The organism is Candidatus Uabimicrobium helgolandensis (assembly GCF_041508025.1).
GTDB lineage: Bacteria > Planctomycetota > Uabimicrobiia > Uabimicrobiales > Uabimicrobiaceae > Uabimicrobium > Uabimicrobium helgolandensis.
On sequence record NZ_CP165719.1, the window covers coordinates 1,184,804 to 1,210,029 of the forward strand.

Genomic DNA, 25,226 nt, shown 5'->3' on the forward strand with positions numbered 1-25,226 from the left:
ACACTAACTATCTCGAATGTAATTTTGTTGCGGTTTCGTATAATTTGAAAAAGAGTAGGACTGCGTGATTTTGGTAGCGTATAGTTTCATACAGCCAGTATAGCTCATGAGAATTAGTATTCTCTTTTTTCGTTAAATAAAAAGCATATAGGTTTTCTAAGTCTTGTAGTGTTTCGTTAAGGTTTGTTCCAAAATTTGTTGCAATGTTACCTAAAAAAAGTTTTAACCAAATTTCGTTGAAGCCTTTTTGATATTCCTGAAATAAATTGCGTATTTCAGAAGGAACTTGGTACCCATTTAGAATAAGACCTTTTTCTACATGATCTTTAAATGAAAGATTTAATATATAAAAATTACTGATATCTGCAAGAATGTTAAGTTGTGTTTGGATGTGTTTAGTGTCCTCTTTATTCAGAGGATTTTGTTTTAAACGCACTAGTAAATCATAAATGACTTCTTTAAAACTTTCAAAACGGCGTTGTAACAACATTGAATTGGTCATTCTTTGTCCATTTACACCATCAGTAAGAAGCTCTAAACTATAATCCGCTAAACGTTTTGTCATGTCTTTTAAACGTGAGATTTGCTTATCTACCTCTCGAAAAGCGTGTTGCGGATGACGCGCAAGCATACGCCTTACTCTTGTGGGTAACAATGATTGTGACTCTTTGTCATAGGATTCACTTGGAATTAGGTAAAACAAAAATTTTACAACTAAAGTTGAAAAACATCCCCAAAAAATAACATTAATAACATTAAAAATGGTATGTACTGCTGCAAGATGAAGCAAGGGAGCGTTTTCTACATTTCCTGGAACAACAGCATCGACAAAAAGTAAAAATGAAGAAAAGAATGATAGCGTAAAACACACACCAATTATTTTGATTACAATATGAGAAACAGCTAAACGTTTAACATTCCGGCTGTACTCTAAGGAAGCGATAAACGGTGTTATTGTTGTACCAATATTTGCGCCTAGAATAATCGCTGCTCCCATGGGGTAGTTAATAAAGCCTTGTCTTGAGAGTTCTAAAACCAAAAAGATAATAGTACTACTTGATTGTACTAACATTGTCGTAAAACATCCAATGCCAACAACTGTAAGTAGCGAAGAGATAGAAGAATTTTGTGCGTATTCTTTTAATAGTGCTTGGATCCACTGCTGTTTTACTATAGGTTCTAGGCCTTGGTATAAAAAATGCAAAGCTAAGAACGCAAGGCCTATTGCGAGAAGTGCTTCTATTAACTCGCGTGCGACTGGGCGACGTACAATAATAAGAGTTATACTGCTAAAGCCGACAATTGCTAAACCGTATTCGTGAATAGCAACAGCAAAAAACCAACTCTTGATGGTTGTTCCGACGGTTGCACCTAACATAACTAAAAAACTTTGTTCTAAAGTGATAAGAGATGTTCCAAGTAATCCCATGGAAGCGATGATAGTAATGCTACTTGCCTGAACAAAAATAGTTGATGTACAGCCAATAACAATAGAAAAAAAACGATTTGACAACACTTTTTTTAACAGTGGTTTGATAGAATTTGCAATAGAAGTTTCTAGTATTCTATTTAGCAAACGAAGCGAAAGCAAAAACAAACCAAATCCACCAACAATCTGCATCCAATCAGTATTCACTTTGTGTCTCCTGGTAGTTCATCTCGCCGCGCGGAATTACTTCTTCTACTCGCAAGATTCCTTTTTTGTTCAGTACAATGCGGATACGCTCTAACTCTATATTGCGCTTAAATTTTACTTGTTTGGCTTTTTTCTCGCATACAGCATAACGAAATACAACATTGATATGATAAACTTTAGGGGCTTCAATAGAAACAATACCTTTGTTGCGATCAAAGTAACTCAAAGATTTGCTTGGATTGTCTAGTTTTGATAGAAATTTGCTAAAGTTGAAGCGCACCACATCTTTAATAGAAGGAACATCTTCTAAATTTTTACGCTGTAATTTTAGATTTTTGCAATAATGAATGATCATTTCGTTGCGTTGCGGTTCTATTTCGCTGTCGTGTCCCATTTCTCTGACATACAAGACATCTGGAGAAACGGCTTTTTTTTTCAAGTAACGCATATACTCAGTAGACGTTCCGAGAAAATACTGTTGCTTTTCGCCATTTTTATCATAGCGTGTATAAAACATATGACGGTCAAAATCTGGTAGGCGGTGCTTTAACTGCTCGTTGAAATAATTTTTACTCCAATCTTTGATACGATCTTTAAAAACGTAGGCAATAACACCAATAATAATAATGGTTATCAATTGAAAATTTGCCATTTGTCCTATCTGTCCTGCTTGCGCTGCTTGCCAATAGTGGACATTGGCTAAACTCGCCCACAATGCCGCTAGAGCAGCACCCACTCCAGCAACAATATTGCGGTATTTTTTATCGTTTTTTACGTGCTGAACTTTTAAATACAAAACAGAAGACACGTATTTTTTTAACAATCCCATGCGATAATGGTAATACTCACGTACTGCGTTATCTCCTGTGTCTATGTTTGTTATATTTACAGAGCTACGATAATCAATTTCATTGCGCAAAATTTTTTCGATCGTATTTTTTACTTCAGCGAAATGTTGGGTATGAGGTTGGATAAGACGAAATACACTAATAAGAGTTGTCTCTAATCGATATGAGTTGTACTCATCTACTAGAAGTAGAGCCTGTTTTACTTCTGGGTCAACGACCACCATTTGTTTACGACATTTTTCTACGTATTTTTCTCGATATGCTTGTAACATGGTTTGAAAACCGAGTAATAACCTTAATAAAACATTAGCTCGCGCAACATCTCCGATAAACTCATATGATTTTTTGTTGAATACTTGAAATAGTCCATAGTGCAAGTTTTTAAGTTTGCTATTAAATGAGCAACTAAAAAGTTTAATATCTTGTATTACAAGTGGTATTAGATTTTGACGCTTACGTGTCGTTAAATGTACCGCGAAATATTTTTTTAAATTAGGGAGGAGATTATCAATATCATTTTGCACTTCGGAGCCAGATATGCGTAGGTAGTTTACTATGTCACTATAAAAATCTTCGCGGCTATATGTATCACTATTTATACCTATACTTTTTGGAATAAAAAAATAAATGTCAACTTCATAATGTTTTTCAGTATTCGCTTCGCTATTGAGCTCGTAATTGAACTTTGATTCAAACTGATAACGATCATGAACAGTACTTAGGCTGCTAATGTCACTTAAAGTAAGATCAAAATCTTCAATTAAATCTTCATATATAAATTGTTGGTGGTCATTGTAATGCTCGTTCATGAATCTCTTTTGCACTAAGAAAGGTATTAGATAAGGATTCCTACTCCTATAGATTTTGTGGTGGCCATAAAGTCACGTAGATCAGGAGATAGGTATAAGAATATAGGTATGTCTAAATGAGTTTTGTAGTTCGCAAAGAACAGAATGTTTCGTAATCGATGCAATAGCCCAAAACAAACGTTTCACTTGCTATTTTTACGGACCTATGAAGGTAAATGTTACTGACTTAATTGTGTTATTTAAATAGCAGTGTACTATAGATAGATAAAAAATTGCCCCAAATGGGGCAATTTTTAGTTTTCGCGAAATGTCAAAACTTCTTGAGGTTTGTTTTTCGTGAAGTATAAAGATTTTTTGGAGCTGGTAAAACGTATATTAACTATGTTGATTGGAGTATGTATTGTGTCAGCTTCGAAAGTCGCTGATTCAAAAAAAATTTGATTGCTAATAATCAAATTTTTAACTTTTTCTTTTACTGGCACTTCAAAAAATAACCACATTTGACTACCGGATATTTCTTTGCCTATCCATACAACAGGACATAATTTTCCTTTGGGAGTTTTTACAACAAACCTCTTTTTTACATAAGAATAAATCAAATTATCTATATCTTTTGTTTTATCGAGATTTACTTTTTTGCGGTAAATTTTAGAAAGTATATTTTCTAATTCAAAGGAATCTACACGCAGTCCAACTTCAAAACATTTATTTTTAGAGTTCCACTCAACTTCAGAAATTGTAAAGTGGTATCTATGAGCAAAGGTGAATGTCGTCGCGCACATTAATAAAATCATGGCTACGGTTTTTTTCATTCATCACCTTCTTTTTTGGAATCTTTTTTCTTTTTTTCTTCTTCTTGCTTTTTGACTTGCATTGGATTTTTTGGTTTTTTTCTCTTGAAGAGTTTAAAACGCGATTCACGAATTTTACGTGGGTAATGATTATTATGCAAATCGGTATCTGCTGTTTCTAGATGCGGATCAAGAACTAAATTTGCAATTTTTTTCTCAGTGATGATCATTTTCATAACTGATTTACTATTGTAACGCCAAATTTCAGCAGGGATTCTTAACTCATCACTAGAACCATCATCATAATTGATTTGAAGAATCACTGGCATAACTAGTCCGCCAACGTTTTTAAAACTAACCGAATAAAAATTGTATTTAGTTTCGATAAGTTTACGTTCTTCTTCTGTCAAACCACCAAAGAATTTTTCAAAGCTCTTGAGTTCGCCAGAGGTTACATCCAGACGATCATAAGTGTTATAAAAGTCTTTTAACTCTGGATAAAGATTTGCACGCTTTGTCAAATTCTTATTACGTTTCTTAGATAATGTTTCTGGAGATGCATCGCGTTTTTCGCGAAGCAATTGTTTTTCTATTTCAGGATTGCGTGTATCGACATTGTAAAGACGTACATCTTCTATTGAAATATCGGTATGATCTGTAGAATAAAACCATCCACGCCAGAACCAGTCAAGATCTACGCCAGAAGCATCTTCCATAGTACGGAAAAAATCCTCAGGTGTTGGGTGCTTGAACATCCAACGTTGTGAGTATTCTTTGAATGCTTTGTCGAAAAGCTTTCTGCCCATAACTGTTTCGCGAAGTACGTTAAGTGCTGTCGCAGGTTTGCCATAAGCATTTGGCCCGAACTGCAAAGCCGAGTCTGAATGTGTCATTATTGGGACCTGTCCAGAACTCGCCATATACGAAGTGATGTTCTTTGGCTCTCCACGTCTAGAAGGATAATTTTCTTCCCATTCTTGCTCTGAAAGATATTGCAAGAATGTATTGAGACCTTCATCCATCCAGGTCCAGCGTCTTTCATCACTATTGACGATCATTGGGAAATAGTTGTGTCCCACTTCGTGAATAATTACTGAAATAAGAGCATATTTAATACGCTTTGAGTATGTTCCATCTTTTTCTGGACGCGGTCCATTGAAACAAATCATTGGGTATTCCATACCAAATACTGGACCATTTACCGAAATGGCAACAGGGTACGGGTATTTGAAAGTATAACGCGAATAAACATCGAGTGTATGGATAATAGAGTGAGTCGAGTATTTACTCCATAGCGGTTCGCCTTCATTTGGATAAAAACTCATTGCCATCACATGGTTACCACTAACATTGTGACCTTGAGCATCCCAAATAAATTTACGTGAATTTGCGAAGGCGAAATCACGTACGTTTTCAGCTTTGAAAACCCATGTTTTTTTACCTTTAGGTTTTTTCTTTTCGTTGAGCTTTGCTTCTTCTGGAGTTACAATAAATATTGGAGTTTTTGCTGTTTTTGCTTCTTCTAGACGTTGGCGTTGTTTTTCACTGAGAACTTCTTTCGCATTTTGTAAAACCCCAGTAGCTGACACAATGTGATCATCAGGAGCAGTAATGCGTACTAAAAAATCACCAAATTCTAAGGTAAATTCGCCGCGCCCTAAAAATTGTTTGTGTTGCCAACCATGTACGTCTGTATAAGCTGCCATACGTGGATACCAGTGTGCAATTTCGTATATGTAGTTTCCGTCTTCTTTGAAATATTCGTAAGAAGTTCTTCCACCAACAAGACGCGAATCGTTGATTTGGTAATTCCAAGAAATAGAGAAACTAACTGTTTCTCCTGATTTTAGAGGTGATTCCAAATCAATGCGCATCATTGTTTTGACAATATGATATTCCATTGGTAAATCAAAAGCATCTTTTACAGAAGTGATTTTTACACTACCATCAAATTTTTTACGTGCAAGTGTTCGACGTAGAACTGCAAAAGGAATTTCTTCCGAAAGAGGATTCGATGTCTGAGTTAATACCGCATCAGAATCAGGAGCAAAAATATTATTATCCAGTTGTACCCATAAGTATTTTAAAGTATCTGGAGAATGGTTAGTGTAGGCAATTTTTTCAGAACCGATTAGGCGCTGTTTTTCATCATCAATTTCGACATTGATAACGTAATCTGCCCTTTGTTGCCAGTATTCATGACCTGGAGCACCAGAAGCAGTGCGGTAGGCATTAGGTGTACGCAAGTGTTCATCTAGTTGACGAAACTTATCTGCTTGATTGTATTTGTCATTTACAACCTGTGCTGATATACTCAGCAAACATAAAAATAAAGTGCTGAGACAAAAAAATTGCATTTTTTTCATAAACAACTTTCAATAAAATGTAATTTAGAGATGTGGCCAATAAAATGTCTCGCTGAAAATTTTGTATTCTAGCTAGGCATTATATATAGCATAGCCGTAGTTCTGTTAGTTTATAATAACAACGCTATAATACAAAAGAGTATGAGATGATTATTTTAGCTATATCTCTTAGTAACTAAAAAGATTCTCATCAATACCTTGTTCTGTTTTGGAACCAAAAGAATCTTGAAATTGTTTTGATCATATGGAAAGTAAGGTTTTTTTTCAAGGAAAAACTACATGCATACTTTGAAAGCTTACATGTGTCTGAGTTTTGTTCTACTTTTCTTTACATGCTTATATGCAGATTTTTACAAAAAGGATGTGCAAGAAGTTCCTGAAATATGGAAGAAGGTTATGCAGAAAAAGGCACGATTATTTTTACATCCAGGTGGAGAACTACCAGGATACTTCGATCGAAGAATGAATTGGTATACAACGAATTCACTCCTTTCGAAAAGCGAAATTAAAGCGAAAAAAGCCTTTATTGTTTTTCGAACAACAGGACCAAAAGTTTCCTTTATTGACTTGAAGCATGTTCAGCATATTTTTAGAAAAAATAAAAAATGGGATACTTATGATCTTTCCAAAATGCTCAAACTTAGCGGCGGGGAAATTAAATTTAATAGGAAATATCAACCGATTTTATATATTGGCCCAAAAAAAATCAGGTACTCATTGCCACACTGGCAAGTTTCAAAGTTAAATTTAATATTAAAAAATTTACTCAATGACTCCGCTTTTACAAAAAATAATAGAAAATTTGCTCAATATATTAGAAAAGCTGCAGCAGAACAATTTAGTTATCAAAATCCAATCATGGACGAAGAAAAATTCTTTTTTGTCTTGCGTAGCATTAATCAAGCTTACCGTGTTTTTAATCGGAAAAAAATTACAACAGAATTTACAGAAGAAGTTTCTCAACAACAAATTGACATTAATTGTGCATATAGTTTTTCTCTAATCCCTTTTAAAAAAGGAGATTTAGATAAACACGCTAATTATATTTTAGAAAAGGGTGTCAAAAAAGGTTTTAGTAAAGTAGCTTTATTTTTACCTATATATTATTCGGGAGCTAGTACTCGTAAAAGCAAAGTTCAACGCTCTCGAAGAAAAATAATTTATGGTAATCATTACTTTTATGAAGATAACTTTGCTATTGATGAACACGAACTTGAAAGATGTTTACAAAAAATATGGAGTAGTGGATTATCTCTGAGTTTTGTGCCACATTTAGAAAGTATCATCACTTTGAATAGAGTATGGGAATCTAATTGGCGTATTCATAGTGAAATTCCACTTGATAAACACTATTTTATGCGTGCATATGGTACATTGTTTAAGTCTATAGAAAAAAACCAACATAGAATAAAATCACATCAAAAAATTCGCATTACCGTGGCTTCTGAAGTTGATCCGGCGTTTATCACAGAAACGACATCATCGTACAATACCATAAAAAAATTACGCGAAAAAATTTCAAATTTAAATTTGAAAAACCAAATAAAAATTGTATGGAACCCCAATGGAGATTTTTTGCATGGATGGCACAAGAAGCAAAACAAACCTGATCATAAACTACTATTGAAAATATTTCAGAATATAGACTCTATCGCGCCGTCAATGTACGAACAGCATAAACATATTATAAACGGTAGCTATGTTGAAAGCCGTCGTATTTTTGTAAAAGCGCTCGAAAGTAAATTGCGCAAGATGTTCATTGGAAGGAATATTCAAAGGCTTATTCTCAGGATACGCAAAATAGTTAATGATGATTTTTCTCTAGGGGAATTTGGGTTACGCGACAAAAAATCAAAAGGAAATTACAGTAATTTTCATCGTGAATTCCGTAAACACAATAAAAATGGAAATATTATCTTGTGGAGTTCTGGGCGTTGGGATCATGCAAATATAACAAACAGTACTTCAGGAAAATATGAAGCTGAAATAAAAAACGTTTTGCAAAATGCCCAAAAAATTAAATAAATATTAAATAGTGTCGTCATGCCCTACAGCAGTTCCTAGGAGAATGAATTGAATCGGGAAAAAGAGCTAGAAAAAAAAATTGCTGAACTGGAGCAAGAAATTGCTCAATTAAAAAGAAAAACATTAGGGAAAGTAGAAGAAAATACTATCCAGGTGCCTGATAAAATGAAGGGATTATTTCAGGTGGCTCAAAATACTGTAGGTGAGTATTTTAGAAAAATAGAGTTTGATCCGCGGCGCGCTCTTATTACAGTTGAAGATGAGCGTTATCTTTTGGTACGTGCATCTTCATTATCGTTTGGATTTTTAGAAAGTATACAACGGTTGTATGAGGACCGTGGACAGGAAAAAGCTCTGCAAATAGGTCTTGATTTTTTATTTGATATTTCACATGTTATAGGTATAGAAGACGCGAAGAATTTCCACGAAAAAATGTGCGTAGAAGACCCTCTATCTAAGTTGTCAGCAGGCCCTATACATTTTGCCTACACAGGCTGGGCATTTGTTGAGATTCTAAAAGAGAGTAATCCTGTGCCAAATGATGGTTTTTACTTAAAGTACCGCCATCCATACTCTTTTGAAGCTTCTTCGTGGATTCGCGCAGAAAAAAAAGCTCAAAAACCTATATGTATTATGAATGCTGGCTATTCTTCGGGCTGGTGCGAGCAAAGCTTTGGAATACCTTTGACAGCAGTAGAGATTTCGTGCCGTGCGCAGGGAGATGAACATTGTACATTTGTTATGGCTCCTCCGCACAAAATTAGCGAATATATTCATGAGAAGCAGTCAAGTCATTCGTATCACATTCCTGTTTTTCTAGATCGTAAAGTTGCGGAAGAAAAACTCAAAAATGCGAAAAAAAAACTTGAACAAGCCAATGAAATGAAAAGTTTATTTTTAGCGAATATGAGCCATGAGATTCGTACACCGATGAATGCTATTGTTGGCTTTTGTGATTTATTAGAAGATACAAAGCTTAACACCGAGCAGCAAAATTATATTCGAATTATCAAAAACAGTAGTGACTTGCTTATATCTCTTATTGATGATTTACTTGATATGTCCGTTATTGAATTTGGGAAAGTAAAATTACGCGAAGTCAAAGTAGATATTAATACCGTTGTAAATCAACTCGTTCAGCTCTTACAACCGCAGTTTCAAAAGAAAAGCCTTCATTTTACTTACAATTTTCTCAACGAAGCTCCTTGTGTATTATTAGGTGATCATGTACGCATTCAACAAATATTTTTAAATTTGTTGAATAACGCTATTAAATTTACACCGAAGAATGGAAAAATTTCTCTCGAAATTTTCTTTGTCGATAAAGATGATTTTGTAGTGCTAAATGCTGTTGTTGAAGATAATGGAATTGGGATTCCCACAAATAAATATAAACAAATATTCGAACGATTTTCACGCGTTGATATGTCTTTTAATCGTTCTTTTGATGGTGCTGGTCTTGGGCTAGCGATAGTTAAACACCTTGTTGAATATATGGAAGGATCTATAAAAGTAGAATCTCAAGAAAAAAAAGGTAGTAGGTTCATTTTTCATATAAAATTACCAAAGATTTCTTCAAGAGAAGAAGAATTTGTAAACGAGATAAAACAAGAGCTAGAAGTGCCTGAGAATACAAGTGTTTTAATAGTTGAAGATGATAGTACAAATCAAAAAATACTTGAATTAATTTTACACTACCACCACTATAAAATTGATATTGCAAACAACGGAAAAGAAGCTGTTGCTAAAATTCAACAAAAAAATTACGATATTGTATTAATGGATATTTCTATGCCAAAAATGAATGGTCTAGATGCTACGCGCGAAATTCGTAGGTTAGGGTTTTCTATGCCTATTATTGCTTTAACTGCACATGTAATGATGAAAGAACGCGAAAAAGGTTTGTCAGCAGGAATGAATGACTATATCTCTAAACCAGTAGATAAAAAACTATTACTTGAGAAAGTAATTTACTACACAAACGTACATAAAACGAGAGATAAGGAATGCGGCAAAAAATAACATACGCAAATAAATAAAAACTGTTATTAAAAAAGTCGCTCACTTGTAAACTTGTATAGAAACCATGAGTAAGCTACTCACGTGTTTAATAGAATATTATCTCGTTAAATTCATTTTTACAAGTGCTTGGTGTAAAAGTATTTAATCCTCACTTTAATACTGATTAAAGTGAATACACATTCGAAATTAGAGACAACTTTGCTATGTTTTTCGGCAGATCAAGTCACTAACTTTTCTGAAAACACTTAGTATAGAGCCTGTATTTTTATTGACAAATTTATTTTAAATGGCGTATACTTCACGCATAAAACACAACAGGAGTACACTGTACTAATTATAGCGTTTATCTATGTGCATACTATTTCATTATAGAGTGGAGCTAGTGTTTACTTTATTTTAGCTTTCACAATAATGGGTATTAGGGATGGAGAAGCGCTGCAACAAAGTACGGCGTTATTAAATCACCTAGATCACTATTGCTGTGTACTAGGTAAACACATGTAATGAGGTAGAACCAGTGCCAGGAATATTATTAGTTTTAAGAACTGTATTTGTAATCACAACGGCCAGTGTATTTTACCAGCTTGCAAAACTTGTATTCGATCAACCCAATTTCCATATCGCTAATATTTCAGCTATTATCGCTGGTTCTATAGTAGGTATATATATCATTTGGGTAGAAATTAAATATTCCACACGCTTTTTAGTCGGTATTTTTACTGTTATACTTGGTTTGCTAGTTGGGTTTATTGCTTCGTATTTATTTGTTCAAGCGTTATTTTTGATTCCGCATGTAAATATGTTAAAAGATATTTTACCTGCTCAGTATCAGGAAATTCGCGATTTGGTAAATGTAGCAATTACTTTCTTATTCTGTTATTTATCAGTAGCAGTGTTGTATCGCACGAAAAATCGGTTTAAATTGTTAATACCTTTTGTCGACTTTACAAAAGAAGTTGGAGATCGACGTTTAATTTTAGACTCAAGTATTATTATTGACGGGCGTATTTCTAACATATGTGAAACTGGTATAATGAAGGGAAACCTTGTTATTCCCAAATTCATCTTAGATGAAGTGCAAAGTTTGGCCGATTGTTCTGATAAACAAAAACGAATTAGAGGTCGCCGCGGATTAGAAATCCTTGCGGAATTACAGAAAAATAAAAGACTAGATGTTACTATAGAACCACAAACATTTCCCAATATAAAAGAAGTGGATAATAAATTAATCGCTTTAGCTCAAGAAATAAACGGGATTGTTATCACCAACGATTACAACTTAAAAAAGATTGCGCAACTACAAGATGTTGAAGTGATAAACCTAAATTCACTTGCGAATGCACTGAAACCAACTGTGTTTCCCGGAGAACTTATAGATATTCGCATAGTAAAACAAGGAGAAGAAGCAGAACAAGGTATTGGGTATCTTGAAGATGGTACAGTTGTTATTGTTGAAAATACACGCCGAATGATAGGTAAAAATGTTTCAGTGGTTGTTACAAACGTTTTGCAAAATAACATAGGTCGTATGGTTTTTGCTAAATTAAATGAAGGCTAATTGTGGAAAAACAAATTATCGATTCACTAAAAGCTCCGCAAACTATTATTTTTTTTGCGGGGCTTGTGGCCTTTTCAGTGTGGTTAGTTCCGCTAATTTTTCGCAAGGTCACAACAAATACAACTTTCGAAAAAGCCTCATGGGACATTAGTGACTTTTTTGTTAGCATTTGTATATTTTTTACAATCATTGGTATTGCGCAATTTTTTATTGATGCAGAGACCACAAAAAATAAATTTGTGCTTATTGTACTAAATGCTATTTTCCAGCTTTGTACATGTTGCTTACTTTGTCTTTGGCTACGTAAGATAAAAAAAAGTACATGGAGCTCTTTAGGTATTGCCAAAATTTCCTTAAAGAGAGCTCTTTATTCAATAACTGCGTATATTGTATTTCTTCCTAGTTTTTTGGTGATATCGGTTCTGTCATTTATCATCATAACAAAGTTGGGGTACACACCGGAAAAACAAGAAATTGTAAAATTCTTTACTGAAACTCATGGTACTAAATTATTGATAAGTGCTGGCTTAGCGATTATTTTCATTCCTATATTTGAAGAATTTTTCTTTCGTGCTTTTCTTTATTCATGGTTGCGTTCTGTTGTTGGTGTTCCTACTGCAATTATAATTTCAGCTCTTTGTTTCTCTGCTGTTCATGGATCTTTGGCAGGCTTTATACCAATTGCTACTCTTGGAGCATTGTTTGCCTTGTTATACGAAAAAACACAAATTATTTGGATCCCTATTTTAATTCATTCTTTGCATAATTTTTTTACTATTTTGTTAGTTGTTCAGGGAATTGGATAAAGCATGGAAAAAGTTTTGCACAATTGGTGGGGATGGCTATTATGCATTATTGTTATACGTCTTGTTTTTATTGGATTTGGAGATGGGACTCTTCAGCCTGATGAAACTGCGATTCAAATTTTAATTGAAAAGACCTACAATGATAGCGAACCAAGTATACGTGATGCTTCTGCCAAAGCTTTGTATGAAAGCGTTCTTGTTTTTCCACAACATCGCGATCTTATCATGAATAAACTAGCTGAATTATCTAAAAAGTCGGCTAACAATTCTGAAGTAATACAACTGGTGAAAAAAATTGAATCTGACCCTCTATATCAACTTACTCTTGCAGTAGAAAAACCAAACCTACCTCTTACATTTTATTTAGAGCCACTACTCTATGCAGTTCCTATAATATGCGGTATTATTTTTGTTTTGTTTTTCCCATTTTTTATTGCTTATGTAGTAGGGCATCGTGCAACAATAAAATTATATGGACGTAGAGGTAAACCTCTGATGTACTTTATGTTTGTTGTTTCGTGGTGCACTTTATTTACAACTTCAATTTTTTATCCACAGTGGTTTATCATCAGTCATATTACTTTGATTACTTTGTCAATGGTTGTATTGTTTTTAGTTGTTTACAAAAAAATGTTAACATTATTTTTAGATATCAGGCAGCAAAAATGTTGGGGAATTTTTGGACTATTTCTTTGTCTATCGCTTATCTCTTTTTTACCGTATACCAACGCAGTATCTAATCTACCACAAGTAAAAGTTAGTCAAGATAAAGTGCTTAAAGCGATAGAATCTTTAGAGGAAAAGCACTATACAAAAGCAAAGCCACTGCTAGTAAAAATATTATACAACAAAATATATAATCAACCCTTGATTCTACAAAAGTCGCTATATGTATTGGGGCAAATTGGCGATTCAAATAGCTTGCGCGTTGTCAATGGTTATCTAAGACACATTAATGCCGAAGTGCGCAAGACGGCTATAGAAGCTACCTCTAAAATAATAAAAAAAATGTCCAAATAGCGGCACTTAGTAAAGGTATAAATAATGGATATTCACCACGTTTCCATGTCAATTGGAGACCATTTAGAAGAATTACGCAAGCGAATTATTACCTGCCTATTTGTACTCTTTGGGGCATTTGTTGTTACAATAGCAGATCAAAATTTTTATATGGCCTTGATCTTACAACCACATAAAGAAGCAATGCTTGCTTTAAATCAACCGACAACAATACAAGTACTTCGTTATGAAGAAACTTTTTTCTGTTACCTGAAAGTTTCTATTATTGCGGCTCTAATTATTACGATGCCTTTTACTTTATATCAATTTTGGGAATTTATAGCTTCGGGTTTATACAAGCACGAAAAACGATATGTAATGACTTTTTTTCCTTTTGCAATTATTTTCTTTGCTTTGGGAATTGTGTTTGGGTATATGGTACTCATTCCTCTAGGTCTTAGATTTCTGGGAGGATATGGTGGGGAAAATACTATTCAAATGGGTTTTACCTTGTCGTCATATGTCTCCTTGTTTTTCGTGTTGACATTTGTATGTGGTATTATCTTTGAATTACCTCTGGTGATGCTCGTTTTGGTAAAGGCAGGCATTCTCAAGACGCGATTTTTTGTTGAAAATTGGCGGCACTCTTTTTTAGCTGCGTTTGTGGTCGCAGCGCTCTTAACTCCTCCAGATGTCGTTACCCAACTACTAATGGCATTTCCGATCGTCTCATTGTATTTCTCTGGGGTATTTCTCTGTGGCTTTTCTGATCGCTTACAAGATATTCGCCGCGAAATAAATACTGAGATCGTTGAGTAAAATAGAAAATCCTGTTTTTTGGTGCAACATATGGACCTCAGAAAATTTGGTCCATATGCTTCATTGTTTCTTTTGCAAAGCAAAATTGATTTGAGTATAAACCCAACGATATTATTTTGATGAAACCAAAATAATCCTTCCCCACTTTTACCAATAATTTTTTTGTTACGACCTACAGTAGAACCACCATAAAATACATTGTACTTTTGTCCATCAATCACGAAATAGTACGATCCGCCGCTTTTATACATGTCGGTATATGCGCATTTTTTAGGCTGTAACGAAGTTGGTGGAATTTCATCCCAAACAAAATAAATCAATACCGAAAAAGCAATAGAACATCCTAAAAAAAACAACGATTGAATCCTCTCACTACGTTTTAATACTTCGTATAGTTTTTTTGCATTCTTTTTTCCTTTATCGACATTTGCAAAGAATGCCAAGGCTTCTAAAGTTATTATCAAAATTTTTAACTTAAACTCCGTCCTCCATCGACGTTGAGGCAAGATCCAGTTATAAAACTGTTATTCATAATTGCTTGTACTCCCTGAAATACGCTTTCAACTCCGCCTTCTTTTTGTAGTAGAGTTTTTTCAAGAATAGCTTTTCTTTGTTCTTCTGATTCTCTTTTAGAAAATACAATTGGGCCTGGAGCTATCGAATTAACTTTAATTTGTGGTGCAAAATTTTTGGCAAAAGATTTGGTCAAATTAGCTAAGCCTGCTTTTGCTGAGGAGTAAATATCAAAGCGAGGGTCTGGGTTTTCGGCGTTGGTATCTGTGATATGAATTATGTCGCGCATTCCTTCTCCTCTTGTGAGTAACTTATGAAGTTTTTGATTGAGTAAAAAGGGTGCTAACATATGAACTTGAAAAAACATTTGATATTGCTTTGCTGCTTCTTTCAAGTCAGAACTTGTGCTTTCGTAAAAAGAGGCATTGTGAATAACCGCTCTTAAGGATTTTGTAAAAATACCTATTTGTTTCACCATGTTATCTATATCTTTTGTTGATGTTAAATCGGCGCGAACAAAAACAGCATTTTTATTTTTGTAAATTTCAAGTTCAGGGGTCATTTTTCGATAATGAGCAATGACGTAATATCCTTCTTCAAGGAAACGTTTTGTTAAATGTAAACCAATTCTTCTGTTGCATCCGGTAATAAAAATGGCATTTTCCATTTTTCAATCCTACTATTTGCTGATAGAATAATAATAAGTGACAGGTGTATATTTTGTTATAATTTTTTTGTATATTGTAAAGAATATAGTTGAAATACACCTCATACAAATAACGTTGGATGGCGTTTTACTAAATAAAACAAGTTATTGCAATTTGTAAACGTCCTATTAAATTTAATTCTTCTATATTATGAACGCAAAAGAAAAATTACAAATTTTATTAGATAATTATGAAAATAATGTCCATAACGAAAAGTATTGGAATGAATTTTGTCATTCTTACGAGCAGCATGGACTAAGTTATCTTCGAAAACTATTATCAGTTGAAAAACAACTGTTATATCTGTTAAACAATCTTCATGAGATCAATTGTGGATTTGAACTGCCCAACCTTTTACAGTCGGTTCTTGATCACGCAATTGAATTAACAAATGCTGAGCGCGGTGTATTGATATTAAACGACTATGAAATAGCGCGGAACTTTGCGCAAGAACACATTGATGGAGATTTAAAAATTAGCCGCAAATTGGCTCTTAAGGTGATGGAGTCAGGAAAAGCAATTTTGACGGATAATGCTCAAGGAGATCAACGTTTTTCTCCTTATACCTCAGTCCAAGAACATCGATTGGTTTCGATTGTGTGTGTTCCTCTGCGTGTTCGCCAAAAAAATCTAGGTGCTATTTATCTTGATAATCGTTTGGTAATGGCAAACTTTGAAGACTATGAACTTACGTTGTTATGCGCTTTTGCACAGCAGGTCTCTTTAGCTATCGAAAATGTTTGTTTACATTCAAAGATGTCGCAACGTGCACAACAAGCAGAAGAAATGAATATTGCCTTACGCGATCGTGTAAAGTCGCAGACAGCAGAGTTAACAAAAGAAATTTTGCCTATCACAGGAGACTACTGGAAAATTTGTGCGCAAAGTGCTGAAATGAAAAATATATTTGCTATTATTGAAAAAGTAAAGAATAGTGAGTTGCCAGTTTTAATTTGTGGAGAAAGTGGAACAGGAAAAGAACTCATTGCTCAAGCTTTGCACTTTATGGGGGATCGCAAGCAAAATCCATTTATCAGCGAAAATTGTGCGGCAATACCAGAAAGTATATTTGAAAGTGAGCTGTTTGGCTACGAAGCTGGAGCTTTTACAGGTGCAAAGCGCGGAAAAAAAGGTTTGTTTGAAGAAAGTCACCTTGGAACACTATTTCTCGATGAAATCGGTGAGCTTCCTATAACACTACAAAAGAAATTATTACGTACTTTAGCAGAGAAAAAAATACGTCGCGTTGGAGGACATAAAAGTATTGATATTGATACGCGTATTGTTGCTGCAACAAATAGAGATTTACGTAAAATGATAGCGGATGGACTATTTCGAGAAGATCTCTTTTATCGGTTGAATGTTGTAGAAATTTATTTGCCTCCGTTAAGAAAGCGTGTAAATGATATACCCCTTTTGGTAAAATACTTCGTCCAAGAATACTCAAGAGCAACAAAAACAAGGCCGCGCAAGGTAAGTAGTGAATTAGTTGATCTTTTTGTAGGCTATCAGTGGCCAGGTAATATTAGACAGTTACGCAATGAATTACATCGCTTGATAACATTATGTGATGAAGATTTAACATTAGAAAACGTATCGCAGGAAATAAAGGGCACTGTAAAAAATGAAACAGCAGTAGTCAATTTACCAGAATTATTACGGCAAGTAGAAAAAAATGAAATTTTAAAAGCGATGAAAATGTGCCAAAACAATAAATCTAAAGCATCACAAGTGTTGGGTATTAGCCGTTTTAGCCTACAGCGAAAACTTGAGAAATATCAAATGTAGGGGAGGAAATATGAAATCGCAAGAAAATATATTACAAGAACTCCGACTACGAAGACGACAACTAATAAAAGATAAAAATTGGTCTGGAGCTTTAGAAGTAATTAATACAGCAATAACTATAGAGCCAACCTTTGATCGTTATTATAATCAAGGAGTTGTTCTACTTCAATTGCAAAGAACCAAAGAAGCAATACAGAGCTTTCAAATGAGTTTGAAATTAAACCAGGGATTTGAAAAAGGTGTAAAAGCTCTAGAAAAAGCCAAGCAAATATTACAAAATCATTCCATTGAGCAAATTCCGAAGTTAAAAAATAGTACTACGCCTAACTCTCATGAAAACCAAAAAACAGAAAATATATCACGAGAAACTATAGGCGTTGGGAGAAATGAAACTCCGCCAAAGCAGCTAGTAATCAAGAATTATAAAGAAAGTAAAATACCTCCTCTTCCAGAATACGAAAACGTTTCGCGAAACACATCGACAGAAAGACGCGAAAAACATATTCTCGAAGGAGATCCACAGATGACAATTGACCTAGACGCAAATAAAGTTGTTGAGTCTAAGAAGGAAGAAGATCAGTACAAAAACAGTGAAATTCCTCCCCTTCCTCAAGATAGTAAAAAAGATGAGGTAGTAAGTGATGTTCAATTACCTAATACCAATAAAGAACAACTACTTAAAACAATTGATTTTGATATGGATATTTATGTAAAAGGTCAATCTGAAACAACTATTTGCGAAAATGCTCTTCCTCCACAAGTTATCAATCCACAACAAATTGATCAAAGAGTAATAGTGACAAAGAAATATGAAAATGACAAAGCGGACTTTACTATTTCTATAGAGCAACCACTACAAGACAATCTCGACAAGGTTACCAATGATGTTCACGAAGAACCACACGATCCAGAGGCCAAAGAAAAAACGCATACATATTTTAATGATAACTTTATAAATCCAGATAAACTAGACTCTTAGAGGACTATTTGTTATAATTGTGGGCTGGCAGTATTGCAACTATCAGATTAATTTGTAATGTAATTTTAGGAGTTAACATGACTAAAAAAATGATTCTACTTATTGTTGCTATCGCTTTTTCTTTTACATTTGCAGGAACACTAGGTCCTGATTTGCAAAAAGCTATGCAAAGTGATAAAAGTGAATTCTCAGTGATGATATCGTTTACGGAAGATGTAAAATTAAGTGATATCATGGAATACTATAGTGACATGTCTAAAAAAGAAATCTTTGATATTTTAAAGACAGAATGCGAACAAAAGCAAATGTTTATCAAGGATTTATGCCAACGAATGAAACTAGAAGGTTACGTTCGTGACATAAATATTTTTTGGATCGCTAATGCTGTTTCTCTAACAGCTAAAAGAGAAGCCATTGAAGAATTAGCTATGCAACCTGAAATCGATATGATTTCTTTGGACGCTATTCAAAGTATGATTAAGCCATTTGGATCGATTGAACAAGAAGAGAAACCTTGGGGTTTAGATTACATTAAATCTCGCGAAGTAAACGCTAAAGGGTTTACAGGAAAAGGTGTAATTGTTGCTGTTGTTGATACTGGCATTGATACAGATCATCCTGATTTTGCTCCAGGACAAATTCGTACCGATTTATGCAAGTCATTTATAAGTACGGAACCAACGGTAGAAGATGCTAATGGACATGGTACACATTGCGCTGGAACAATTGCAGGCCAAAACTATGGTGTAGCACCAGATGCCGAAATTATCGGTGTTAAGGTTCTTAGTGGATCAGGAAGTGGATCTTGGACAGGTGTTATGCAAGGTGTTGAATACGCCGCTTTACACGCTGACGTTATTAGTATGAGTTTGGGAGGTCGTGCAAATCCAAACGGAAATGTTGTTGAAGACGCAGTAGAAAATGCGATAGACAACGGTGTCACCATTGTAATCGCAGCAGGTAACGAAGGGCCATTTGCACAAACAATTGGTACTCCTGGTACAGTAAACAAAGCTATTACTGTAGGAGCTATTGATAAAAATGGTGAGCTTGCGTACTTTAGTAGCCGTGGTGTAAGTGTATACCTAGAAGAAAAACCTGATATTGTTGCTCCAGGAGTAGACGTTTTATCTGCGTGGAAAAATGGTGGAACAAATACTATATCTGGAACATCAATGGCGACCCCTCACGTAGCAGGACTAGTTGCGCTTATGCTTAGCAAGGCAAAAGGCATCAAACCACAAGGTATTAAGAATATATTAATGTCTACATCTAATGGCACAAAAAAACCTAACTGGTATGGTGAAGGTACTATACAATGTGATCATGCGATGAGCAAAGTGGGCAAAGAATTGGGTACTTTAGAATATGTATCTAGCCGCGCAAATGCAAGTACATTAAAAATAGAAACTACAACTGACGAAAACGGAAAACTCGATTTTTCTCAAGATATTTTTGTTGCAAAACGAGCTCTGATTCAGAGAATCTATTGCAATGCTTCTTATACTGATGTGCAATTTTCTGCAAACAACAAAAATGCATGGGAAGAAGCACTTGGCGAAGTAAAATCGCGTACACATTACGATGTAGAGGAAGAACTTGTCGTTGAAAAAGGAAAAACAACTTTTAAGCTTCAAGCTGAGAATGGTCCTAAAAATGGTAATGTACGTATTCTTATTTCTTGTCGCCACGTAAAAGTTCCTACTCAGGAATCGTTGGTTAGTGCAAGTAGAGACATTTCGACTTCAGCACGCGCTAGTACAATTTATTTCTCTGGAAATACCGATCGCGTAGGAAACTTGTCTGTTAGCAAAAGTGTTTTTGTAGAAAATAATGGCCGCATACTTGATATGCAGTGTAATGCTTCTTACGAAGACTACCAAATCACTATTAACGGTGAAACAGTATGGGAAAAACCAGTTGAGAAAATAAATGCGCGTACTTTTTATCCAGTACAAAAAAATATTAGTTCTGGTAATATTACTATTAAAGTAGAAGGTAAAGATGGACCTCTTAATAATGGTAAAGTAAAATTTTGGTTTCGCGTTCAATAAACTCGTTCCAATAAAATACTGATTACAAAAAAAGGCACCTTAATACTAGGGTGCCTTTTTCTTTTAACTCGGTTTATTTCCGAATTTAGAATTAGAGTGTCATCATTCGAAGTATAGTAAAGTTTAACATAAATCAATATCAAATATTATTAAATAATATCAAATTGTTCTTGTCGAAAAGAAAAACTAAAGTATAATAAAGTAATGAAACTATCAGAATATGCAAAAAAGAATTCAATAACTTATTTAACAGCTTATCGTCATTGGCAAAAAGGCTATATAAAAGGAAAACAACTCCCGTCAGGAACAATAGTTGTTTTCGACGAAAAGGAAAAAAAAGCTAAGGAAGAAAAGCCAAGCGTGATCATTTATGCACGAGTATCATCATCAGAAAATAAAAAAAATCTAGAGTCTCAGTGCAACCGCCTAAGAGATTATGCAAGTGCTAGAGGCTATCAAATAGCAAAAGAAGTCAAAGAAATAGGATCTGGATTAAATGATAAGAGAGCAAAATTAAAGAAAATTTTAGAATCAGATGATTGGGAAATTTTAATAGTAGAGCACAAAGATCGTTTGGCAAGATTTGGATTAAATTACATTGAAATATTATTAGCAAAAGAAAATAAAAAAATAGAAGTAATAAACAAAACAAGTGGTGATAAAGAGGACTTGATGCAAGATTTCGTAAATATAATTACTTCTTTTTGTGCTAGATTATATGGGTTGAGAAGAAACAAGAGGCGAACAGAGAAAATTATAAAAGAGTTAGAAGAAGAAATGAGTAAAACTGAAAAATAAGTGAGTTTAAGCAAAATTATGAAGCTCGTAGAAAAACATAATATAACAAAAAATAATAAAAAATACTCTGAACTGGACGACTTAAGTTTCCGTTCAAAAAATCTATATAATGCTGGATTGTATGTAGTGCGTCAAAATTTTTTCGCAGGAAAAGGTTTTATAGGTTACGAAAATCTTCAAAAAGAGCTACAACAAAGTAAGCAGCCAGACTATTACGCACTACCAACAAAAGTAAGTCAGCAGATATTAAGAGTATTGTGCAAAAACTTCGAATCATTTTTTAGAGGGTTAGAAGGATACAAGATCAATCCAAATAAATTCAAGGCAAAACCAAAATTGCCAAAGTATAAACATAAGAGTAACGGGCGGAATATAGTTTTATACCCAATAGATGCAATAAACAAAAAAGAATTAACAAAGAACAAAATCAAGCTATCAATGTGTAACATAACATTGTCATGTCAACAAAAACACATCAAACAGGTAAGAATAGTTCCTCGATATGGAATGTACAAAATAGAGATTGTTTACGAGAAATCAGTGTATCTACTCAAAGAAAAAGATATCACGTCGGAATTTCTCTTAGAACTACAAAAAGATACACCAATATCATTGTATTTGAGAAAAAAGTGTTCAAAAATATTGCAAGAAAAAATAGAAAACTACAAATGCGATAAACCAGCAAAGTTATTAAAAAAAGCAATAGCAGATAAATTGAATTCTTTGATCAAAACAAAAATTTATAACAAAGATATTTTTGATTCTGTAACACTATCAAAAGTAACAAAACAAATATTAAGTCAAAAGCCAAAAGAAGAAAAGTTACTTGAGTTCAATAGATTATTATTAGAAGATTGTTACAAACAATTAGGAAAACATAAAGTTCTTAATCCTAACCTTGATAAAAACAAAATCGCTGGAATAGACATTGGGTTAAACAACTTAGCGGCTATAACTTCAAATCAAAAAGACTTCACTCCTGTCTTGATTAACGGTAGACCTCTAAAATCGATTAACCAATTTTTTAACAAAAAGCGTTCTTGTTTAATGTCTTATATCGGTAACAAAGGAACTAGTAGAAGAATTGAAAAACTTACATACAAAAGAAATTGCGTTGTTAGCAACTACCTTCATCAATCTAGTCGCTATATCATTAAATTGCTAGTTGAGAAAAGTATTGGAACATTAGTTATTGGCAAAAACGATAATTGGAAGCAACAGATTAACATTGGCAAAAGGAATAATCAAAATTTTGTTTCTATTCCCCATTCTCAGTTTGTTAACCAACTTACCTACAAAGCCCAACTTGCTGGTATTGAAGTTCTTATTCAAGAAGAAAGTTACACTTCTAAATGTTCTTTCTTAGACAGTGAACCGATTAAGAAACATCAAAATTATTTGGGACACCGTGTTAAACGAGGTCTATTTAGGTCTAAACAAAATATTTTGCTTAATGCTGATATCAACGGGGCAGCAAATATTATTCGAAAAGCAATCCCGAATGCTTTTGCTAACGGGATAGAGGGCATAGTAGTATTCCCCAAAAGGATCACTCCTTTTTAAATGAAAATTCATTAAATGTAATATTTGATAATGTTTTCGTGAACTATAGGACCTTTCATCAATTAAAACATTTACGATTACGATAGTTATTAATATCGAATTGATTACACCTAGTTAGCTTCTTGCATTATTTGGTTTTATTAGTTTGAATGATGACACACTTTAATTCTAAATTTGGAAATAAGCCGAGTTAAAAGAAAAACGAGTTGTTGGCCCAACCCTCGTAAGTAACGACTGCTCTACATGCATTGTAATATAATAAACACAGGTCGATTTGCTATATTATGTCTGTATTTAGCTAGTTATATGTCCATTTTTTCTATATCAATTAAAGAGCTTTCTTCAACAAAATCAACCTTCCAAAGAAATTGATATGCTGCCGATCTCAAAGAAAATCTATTGATAAATTGGATTTCGGTAAGAAGAAGTGAAATAACATAAGCATTATAGAAAATAATGCAGTTGGCAATAAATCGAGAGCAAAATTGTGTCAGAGCAAAATTGTGTCAGAGCAAAAAAACTAATGCTTCAATAAATCGAGAGCAAAATTGTGTCAGAGCAAAATTGTGTCAGAGCAAAATTGTGTCAGAGCAAAAAAACTAATGCTTTATTGGCTACCGCTGGCATGAATGTCATTCAGTTGTGTCAGAGCTAATTGATTCGACAAAGATCTCAAAAGCATAAATCTAAATATATGCTTTATTGAAATAACTTTGCCGTTTTGTTGTTCTTCTACAGCAAAATTGTGTCAGAGCAAAATTGTGTCAGAGCAAAAAAACTAATGCTTTATTGGCTACCGCTGGCATGAATGTCATTCAGTTGTGTCAGAGCTAATTGATTCGACAAAGATCTCAAAAGCATAAATCTAAATATATGCTTTATTGAAATAACTTTGCCGTTTTGTTGTTCTTCTACAGCAAAATTGTGTCAGAGCAAAATTGTGTCAGAGCAAAAAAACTAATGCTTTATTGGCTACCGCTGGCATGAATGTCATTCAGTTGTGTCAGAGCTAATTGATTCGACAAAGATCTCAAAAGCATAAATCTAAATATATGCTTTTGAGGTCTTTCAATCATCTTTTCCGAATGTTTTCTAACGTTTAAAATCTACGCTACGCTATCTAAAGTTGTCGAACAATGCAATATAATAAGAATTAATTTTCGATAACTTAAGAATAGGAGAAAAGATGCGTGCTCCAAGATTAATTTATGTTGGCGGAGTCTACCATGTTGTGGCACGATGTAATAATCGCCAGTATTTTTTTAACGACAATGAAGACTTTGATCTTTACCTCACAATACTAGACAAAGCGCGAGATAAGTACGATGTAAGTATTCATGGATTCTGTATTACAAGTAACCATATTCATTTGATTCTAGGTACACCGCGAAACAAGAACTTATCTCTATTTATGCAGTATAGCCAAGGTCATTTTGCAAAAGCATACAATAAGAAACATCGAAAAACAGGGCATTTTTGGACAGGAAGATACCATTCAACTATCATAGAATCAGAAGAATACTACATGAACTGCCTGTTTTACGTTGAATTAAATATGACGAGAAATGGCGTAACTAAACATCCTAAAGATTGGAAATACTCTAGTTATAGACAACATGCATATGGAAAAGGTATTTTAAAAATAGATTACCATGAGCAATATTTACAGCTAGGTTCTTCATCTAAACAAAGACAAAAAAAATACCGCCAAATAATGCAATCAGCAATGGAGGAAAAAGGCTTACTAAAAAAACAACAGCCTCTTACTTATGGCATCATATATGGCTCAAAGCAATTCGTACAAAATATTATTCAAGAACATGCCAATCATAAATACTATGAAAAACGAAAAAATTACAAGATGGAAGAAAAGGAAATATATACTCTCAGAAAAATGAATATCGATACTAGTTAGTAAGCTGTTCTACTGTAATCCCAGAGCAAAATGATTGCGAACATCGACAATACTCAAAGTCTGTCAATAACTCCTTAATGTTACATTTCTTGCACACAATTTCCTCATAATTGAATTTTTATTCAACTACTATTTTCGCTGCTTTTCTTTTTTTCTTAAATTCCATTGATTATCCAATCAACAAAGTCTTTATTTGTATATATAAGCTTGCCTCCGTGAAAAAGGTCTGA

17 protein-coding genes are annotated in these 25,226 nt (G+C 33.9%); 12 read left to right on the top strand and 5 right to left on the bottom strand.

Features of this window, described 5'->3' with window-relative positions:
* Positions 1-7 precede the first annotated feature (7 nt).
* The 4 genes from UABHE_RS04295 to UABHE_RS04310 all read right to left on the bottom strand — a co-directional run bounded on the left by UABHE_RS04295 (position 8) and on the right by UABHE_RS04310 (position 6,450).
* Complete coding sequence (locus tag UABHE_RS04295; protein ID WP_372368996.1) at positions 8-1,636, bottom strand: Na/Pi cotransporter family protein; 1,629 nt, start codon at positions 1,634-1,636, stop codon at positions 8-10.
* Positions 1,626-3,293, bottom strand: coding sequence for a hypothetical protein (locus UABHE_RS04300; protein ID WP_372368997.1), 1,668 nt, complete (start codon positions 3,291-3,293; stop codon positions 1,626-1,628). Before UABHE_RS04300 ends, UABHE_RS04295 begins: the two co-directional genes overlap by 11 nt.
* A gap of 293 nt (positions 3,294-3,586) precedes the next feature.
* On the bottom strand, positions 3,587-4,105 hold the full coding sequence (locus UABHE_RS04305; RefSeq protein ID WP_372368998.1) for a DUF6702 family protein: 519 nt from the start codon (positions 4,103-4,105) through the stop codon (positions 3,587-3,589).
* A complete protein-coding gene (locus UABHE_RS04310) occupies positions 4,102-6,450 on the bottom strand; it encodes a M1 family metallopeptidase (protein ID WP_372368999.1) in 2,349 nt (782 codons plus the stop codon). Before UABHE_RS04310 ends, UABHE_RS04305 begins: the two co-directional genes overlap by 4 nt.
* 279 nt (positions 6,451-6,729) lie before the next feature.
* Between UABHE_RS04310 and UABHE_RS04315 the strand changes: the two genes are divergently transcribed.
* The 6 genes from UABHE_RS04315 (at position 6,730) to tatC (ending at position 14,679) form a co-directional block, all read left to right on the top strand.
* On the top strand, positions 6,730-8,475 hold the full coding sequence (locus UABHE_RS04315; protein WP_372369000.1) for a hypothetical protein: 1,746 nt from the start codon (positions 6,730-6,732) through the stop codon (positions 8,473-8,475).
* 48 nt (positions 8,476-8,523) lie between these two features.
* Positions 8,524-10,497 carry a response regulator gene (locus tag UABHE_RS04320; protein WP_372369001.1) on the top strand — a complete coding sequence of 658 codons (1,974 nt, stop codon included), beginning with the start codon at positions 8,524-8,526 and terminating at the stop codon, positions 10,495-10,497.
* A gap of 517 nt (positions 10,498-11,014) precedes the next feature.
* On the top strand, positions 11,015-12,055 hold the full coding sequence (locus tag UABHE_RS04325) for a PIN/TRAM domain-containing protein (RefSeq protein WP_372369002.1): 1,041 nt from the start codon (positions 11,015-11,017) through the stop codon (positions 12,053-12,055).
* A 2-nt stretch (positions 12,056-12,057) separates the two neighbouring features.
* The gene (locus tag UABHE_RS04330; protein ID WP_372369003.1) at positions 12,058-12,861 is read left to right on the top strand and encodes a lysostaphin resistance A-like protein; all 804 of its coding nucleotides are present in this window, start codon (positions 12,058-12,060) and stop codon (positions 12,859-12,861) included.
* Between the two features lie 3 nt (positions 12,862-12,864).
* Positions 12,865-13,881 carry a HEAT repeat domain-containing protein gene (locus UABHE_RS04335; RefSeq protein WP_372369004.1) on the top strand — a complete coding sequence of 339 codons (1,017 nt, stop codon included), beginning with the start codon at positions 12,865-12,867 and terminating at the stop codon, positions 13,879-13,881.
* A gap of 24 nt (positions 13,882-13,905) precedes the next feature.
* Entirely contained in the window at positions 13,906-14,679 is a 774-nt protein-coding gene (gene tatC / locus UABHE_RS04340) for a twin-arginine translocase subunit TatC (protein ID WP_372369005.1), read from the top strand.
* 469 nt (positions 14,680-15,148) lie between these two features.
* Here the strand turns inward: tatC and UABHE_RS04345 are convergent, their stop codons facing one another.
* Entirely contained in the window at positions 15,149-15,859 is a 711-nt protein-coding gene (locus tag UABHE_RS04345) for an SDR family oxidoreductase (protein WP_372369006.1), read from the bottom strand.
* Between the two features lie 190 nt (positions 15,860-16,049).
* Between UABHE_RS04345 and UABHE_RS04350 the strand changes: the two genes are divergently transcribed.
* From UABHE_RS04350 to UABHE_RS04375, 6 genes are all read left to right on the top strand, one after another.
* A complete protein-coding gene (locus UABHE_RS04350) occupies positions 16,050-17,687 on the top strand; it encodes a sigma 54-interacting transcriptional regulator (RefSeq protein ID WP_372369007.1) in 1,638 nt (545 codons plus the stop codon).
* A 10-nt stretch (positions 17,688-17,697) separates the two neighbouring features.
* Positions 17,698-18,666 (top strand): hypothetical protein, encoded by a 969-nt coding sequence (locus UABHE_RS04355; RefSeq protein WP_372369008.1) that lies wholly within the window; start codon positions 17,698-17,700, stop codon positions 18,664-18,666.
* A 77-nt stretch (positions 18,667-18,743) separates the two neighbouring features.
* Entirely contained in the window at positions 18,744-20,720 is a 1,977-nt protein-coding gene (locus UABHE_RS04360) for a S8 family serine peptidase (RefSeq protein WP_372369009.1), read from the top strand.
* A gap of 204 nt (positions 20,721-20,924) precedes the next feature.
* Entirely contained in the window at positions 20,925-21,518 is a 594-nt protein-coding gene (locus tag UABHE_RS04365; RefSeq protein ID WP_372365194.1) for an IS607 family transposase, read from the top strand.
* A gap of 18 nt (positions 21,519-21,536) precedes the next feature.
* A complete protein-coding gene (locus tag UABHE_RS04370) occupies positions 21,537-23,081 on the top strand; it encodes an RNA-guided endonuclease InsQ/TnpB family protein (protein WP_372369010.1) in 1,545 nt (514 codons plus the stop codon).
* A gap of 1,186 nt (positions 23,082-24,267) precedes the next feature.
* Positions 24,268-24,996: a transposase gene (locus UABHE_RS04375; RefSeq protein WP_372369011.1), complete on the top strand. Its 729-nt coding sequence runs from the start codon at positions 24,268-24,270 to the stop codon at positions 24,994-24,996.
* The last annotated feature ends 230 nt before the right edge of the window (positions 24,997-25,226 follow it).

Bases quoted from the DNA above. Each gene is read 5' to 3' on its own strand.
- UABHE_RS04315 (WP_372369000.1), top strand. From the start codon at position 6,730: ATGCATACTTTGAAAGCTTACATGTGTCTGAGTTTTGTTCTACTTTTC.
- UABHE_RS04345 (WP_372369006.1), bottom strand. From the start codon at position 15,859: ATGGAAAATGCCATTTTTATTACCGGATGCAACAGAAGAATTGGTTTA.
- UABHE_RS04335 (WP_372369004.1), top strand. From the start codon at position 12,865: ATGGAAAAAGTTTTGCACAATTGGTGGGGATGGCTATTATGCATTATT.
- UABHE_RS04305 (WP_372368998.1), bottom strand. From the start codon at position 4,105: ATGAAAAAAACCGTAGCCATGATTTTATTAATGTGCGCGACGACATTC.
- UABHE_RS04350 (WP_372369007.1), top strand. From the start codon at position 16,050: ATGAACGCAAAAGAAAAATTACAAATTTTATTAGATAATTATGAAAAT.
- tatC (WP_372369005.1), top strand. From the start codon at position 13,906: ATGGATATTCACCACGTTTCCATGTCAATTGGAGACCATTTAGAAGAA.
- UABHE_RS04360 (WP_372369009.1), top strand. From the start codon at position 18,744: ATGACTAAAAAAATGATTCTACTTATTGTTGCTATCGCTTTTTCTTTT.
- UABHE_RS04355 (WP_372369008.1), top strand. From the start codon at position 17,698: ATGAAATCGCAAGAAAATATATTACAAGAACTCCGACTACGAAGACGA.
- UABHE_RS04370 (WP_372369010.1), top strand. From the start codon at position 21,537: ATGAAGCTCGTAGAAAAACATAATATAACAAAAAATAATAAAAAATAC.
- UABHE_RS04375 (WP_372369011.1), top strand. From the start codon at position 24,268: ATGCGTGCTCCAAGATTAATTTATGTTGGCGGAGTCTACCATGTTGTG.
- UABHE_RS04310 (WP_372368999.1), bottom strand. From the start codon at position 6,450: ATGAAAAAAATGCAATTTTTTTGTCTCAGCACTTTATTTTTATGTTTG.
- UABHE_RS04365 (WP_372365194.1), top strand. From the start codon at position 20,925: ATGAAACTATCAGAATATGCAAAAAAGAATTCAATAACTTATTTAACA.
- UABHE_RS04300 (WP_372368997.1), bottom strand. From the start codon at position 3,293: ATGAACGAGCATTACAATGACCACCAACAATTTATATATGAAGATTTA.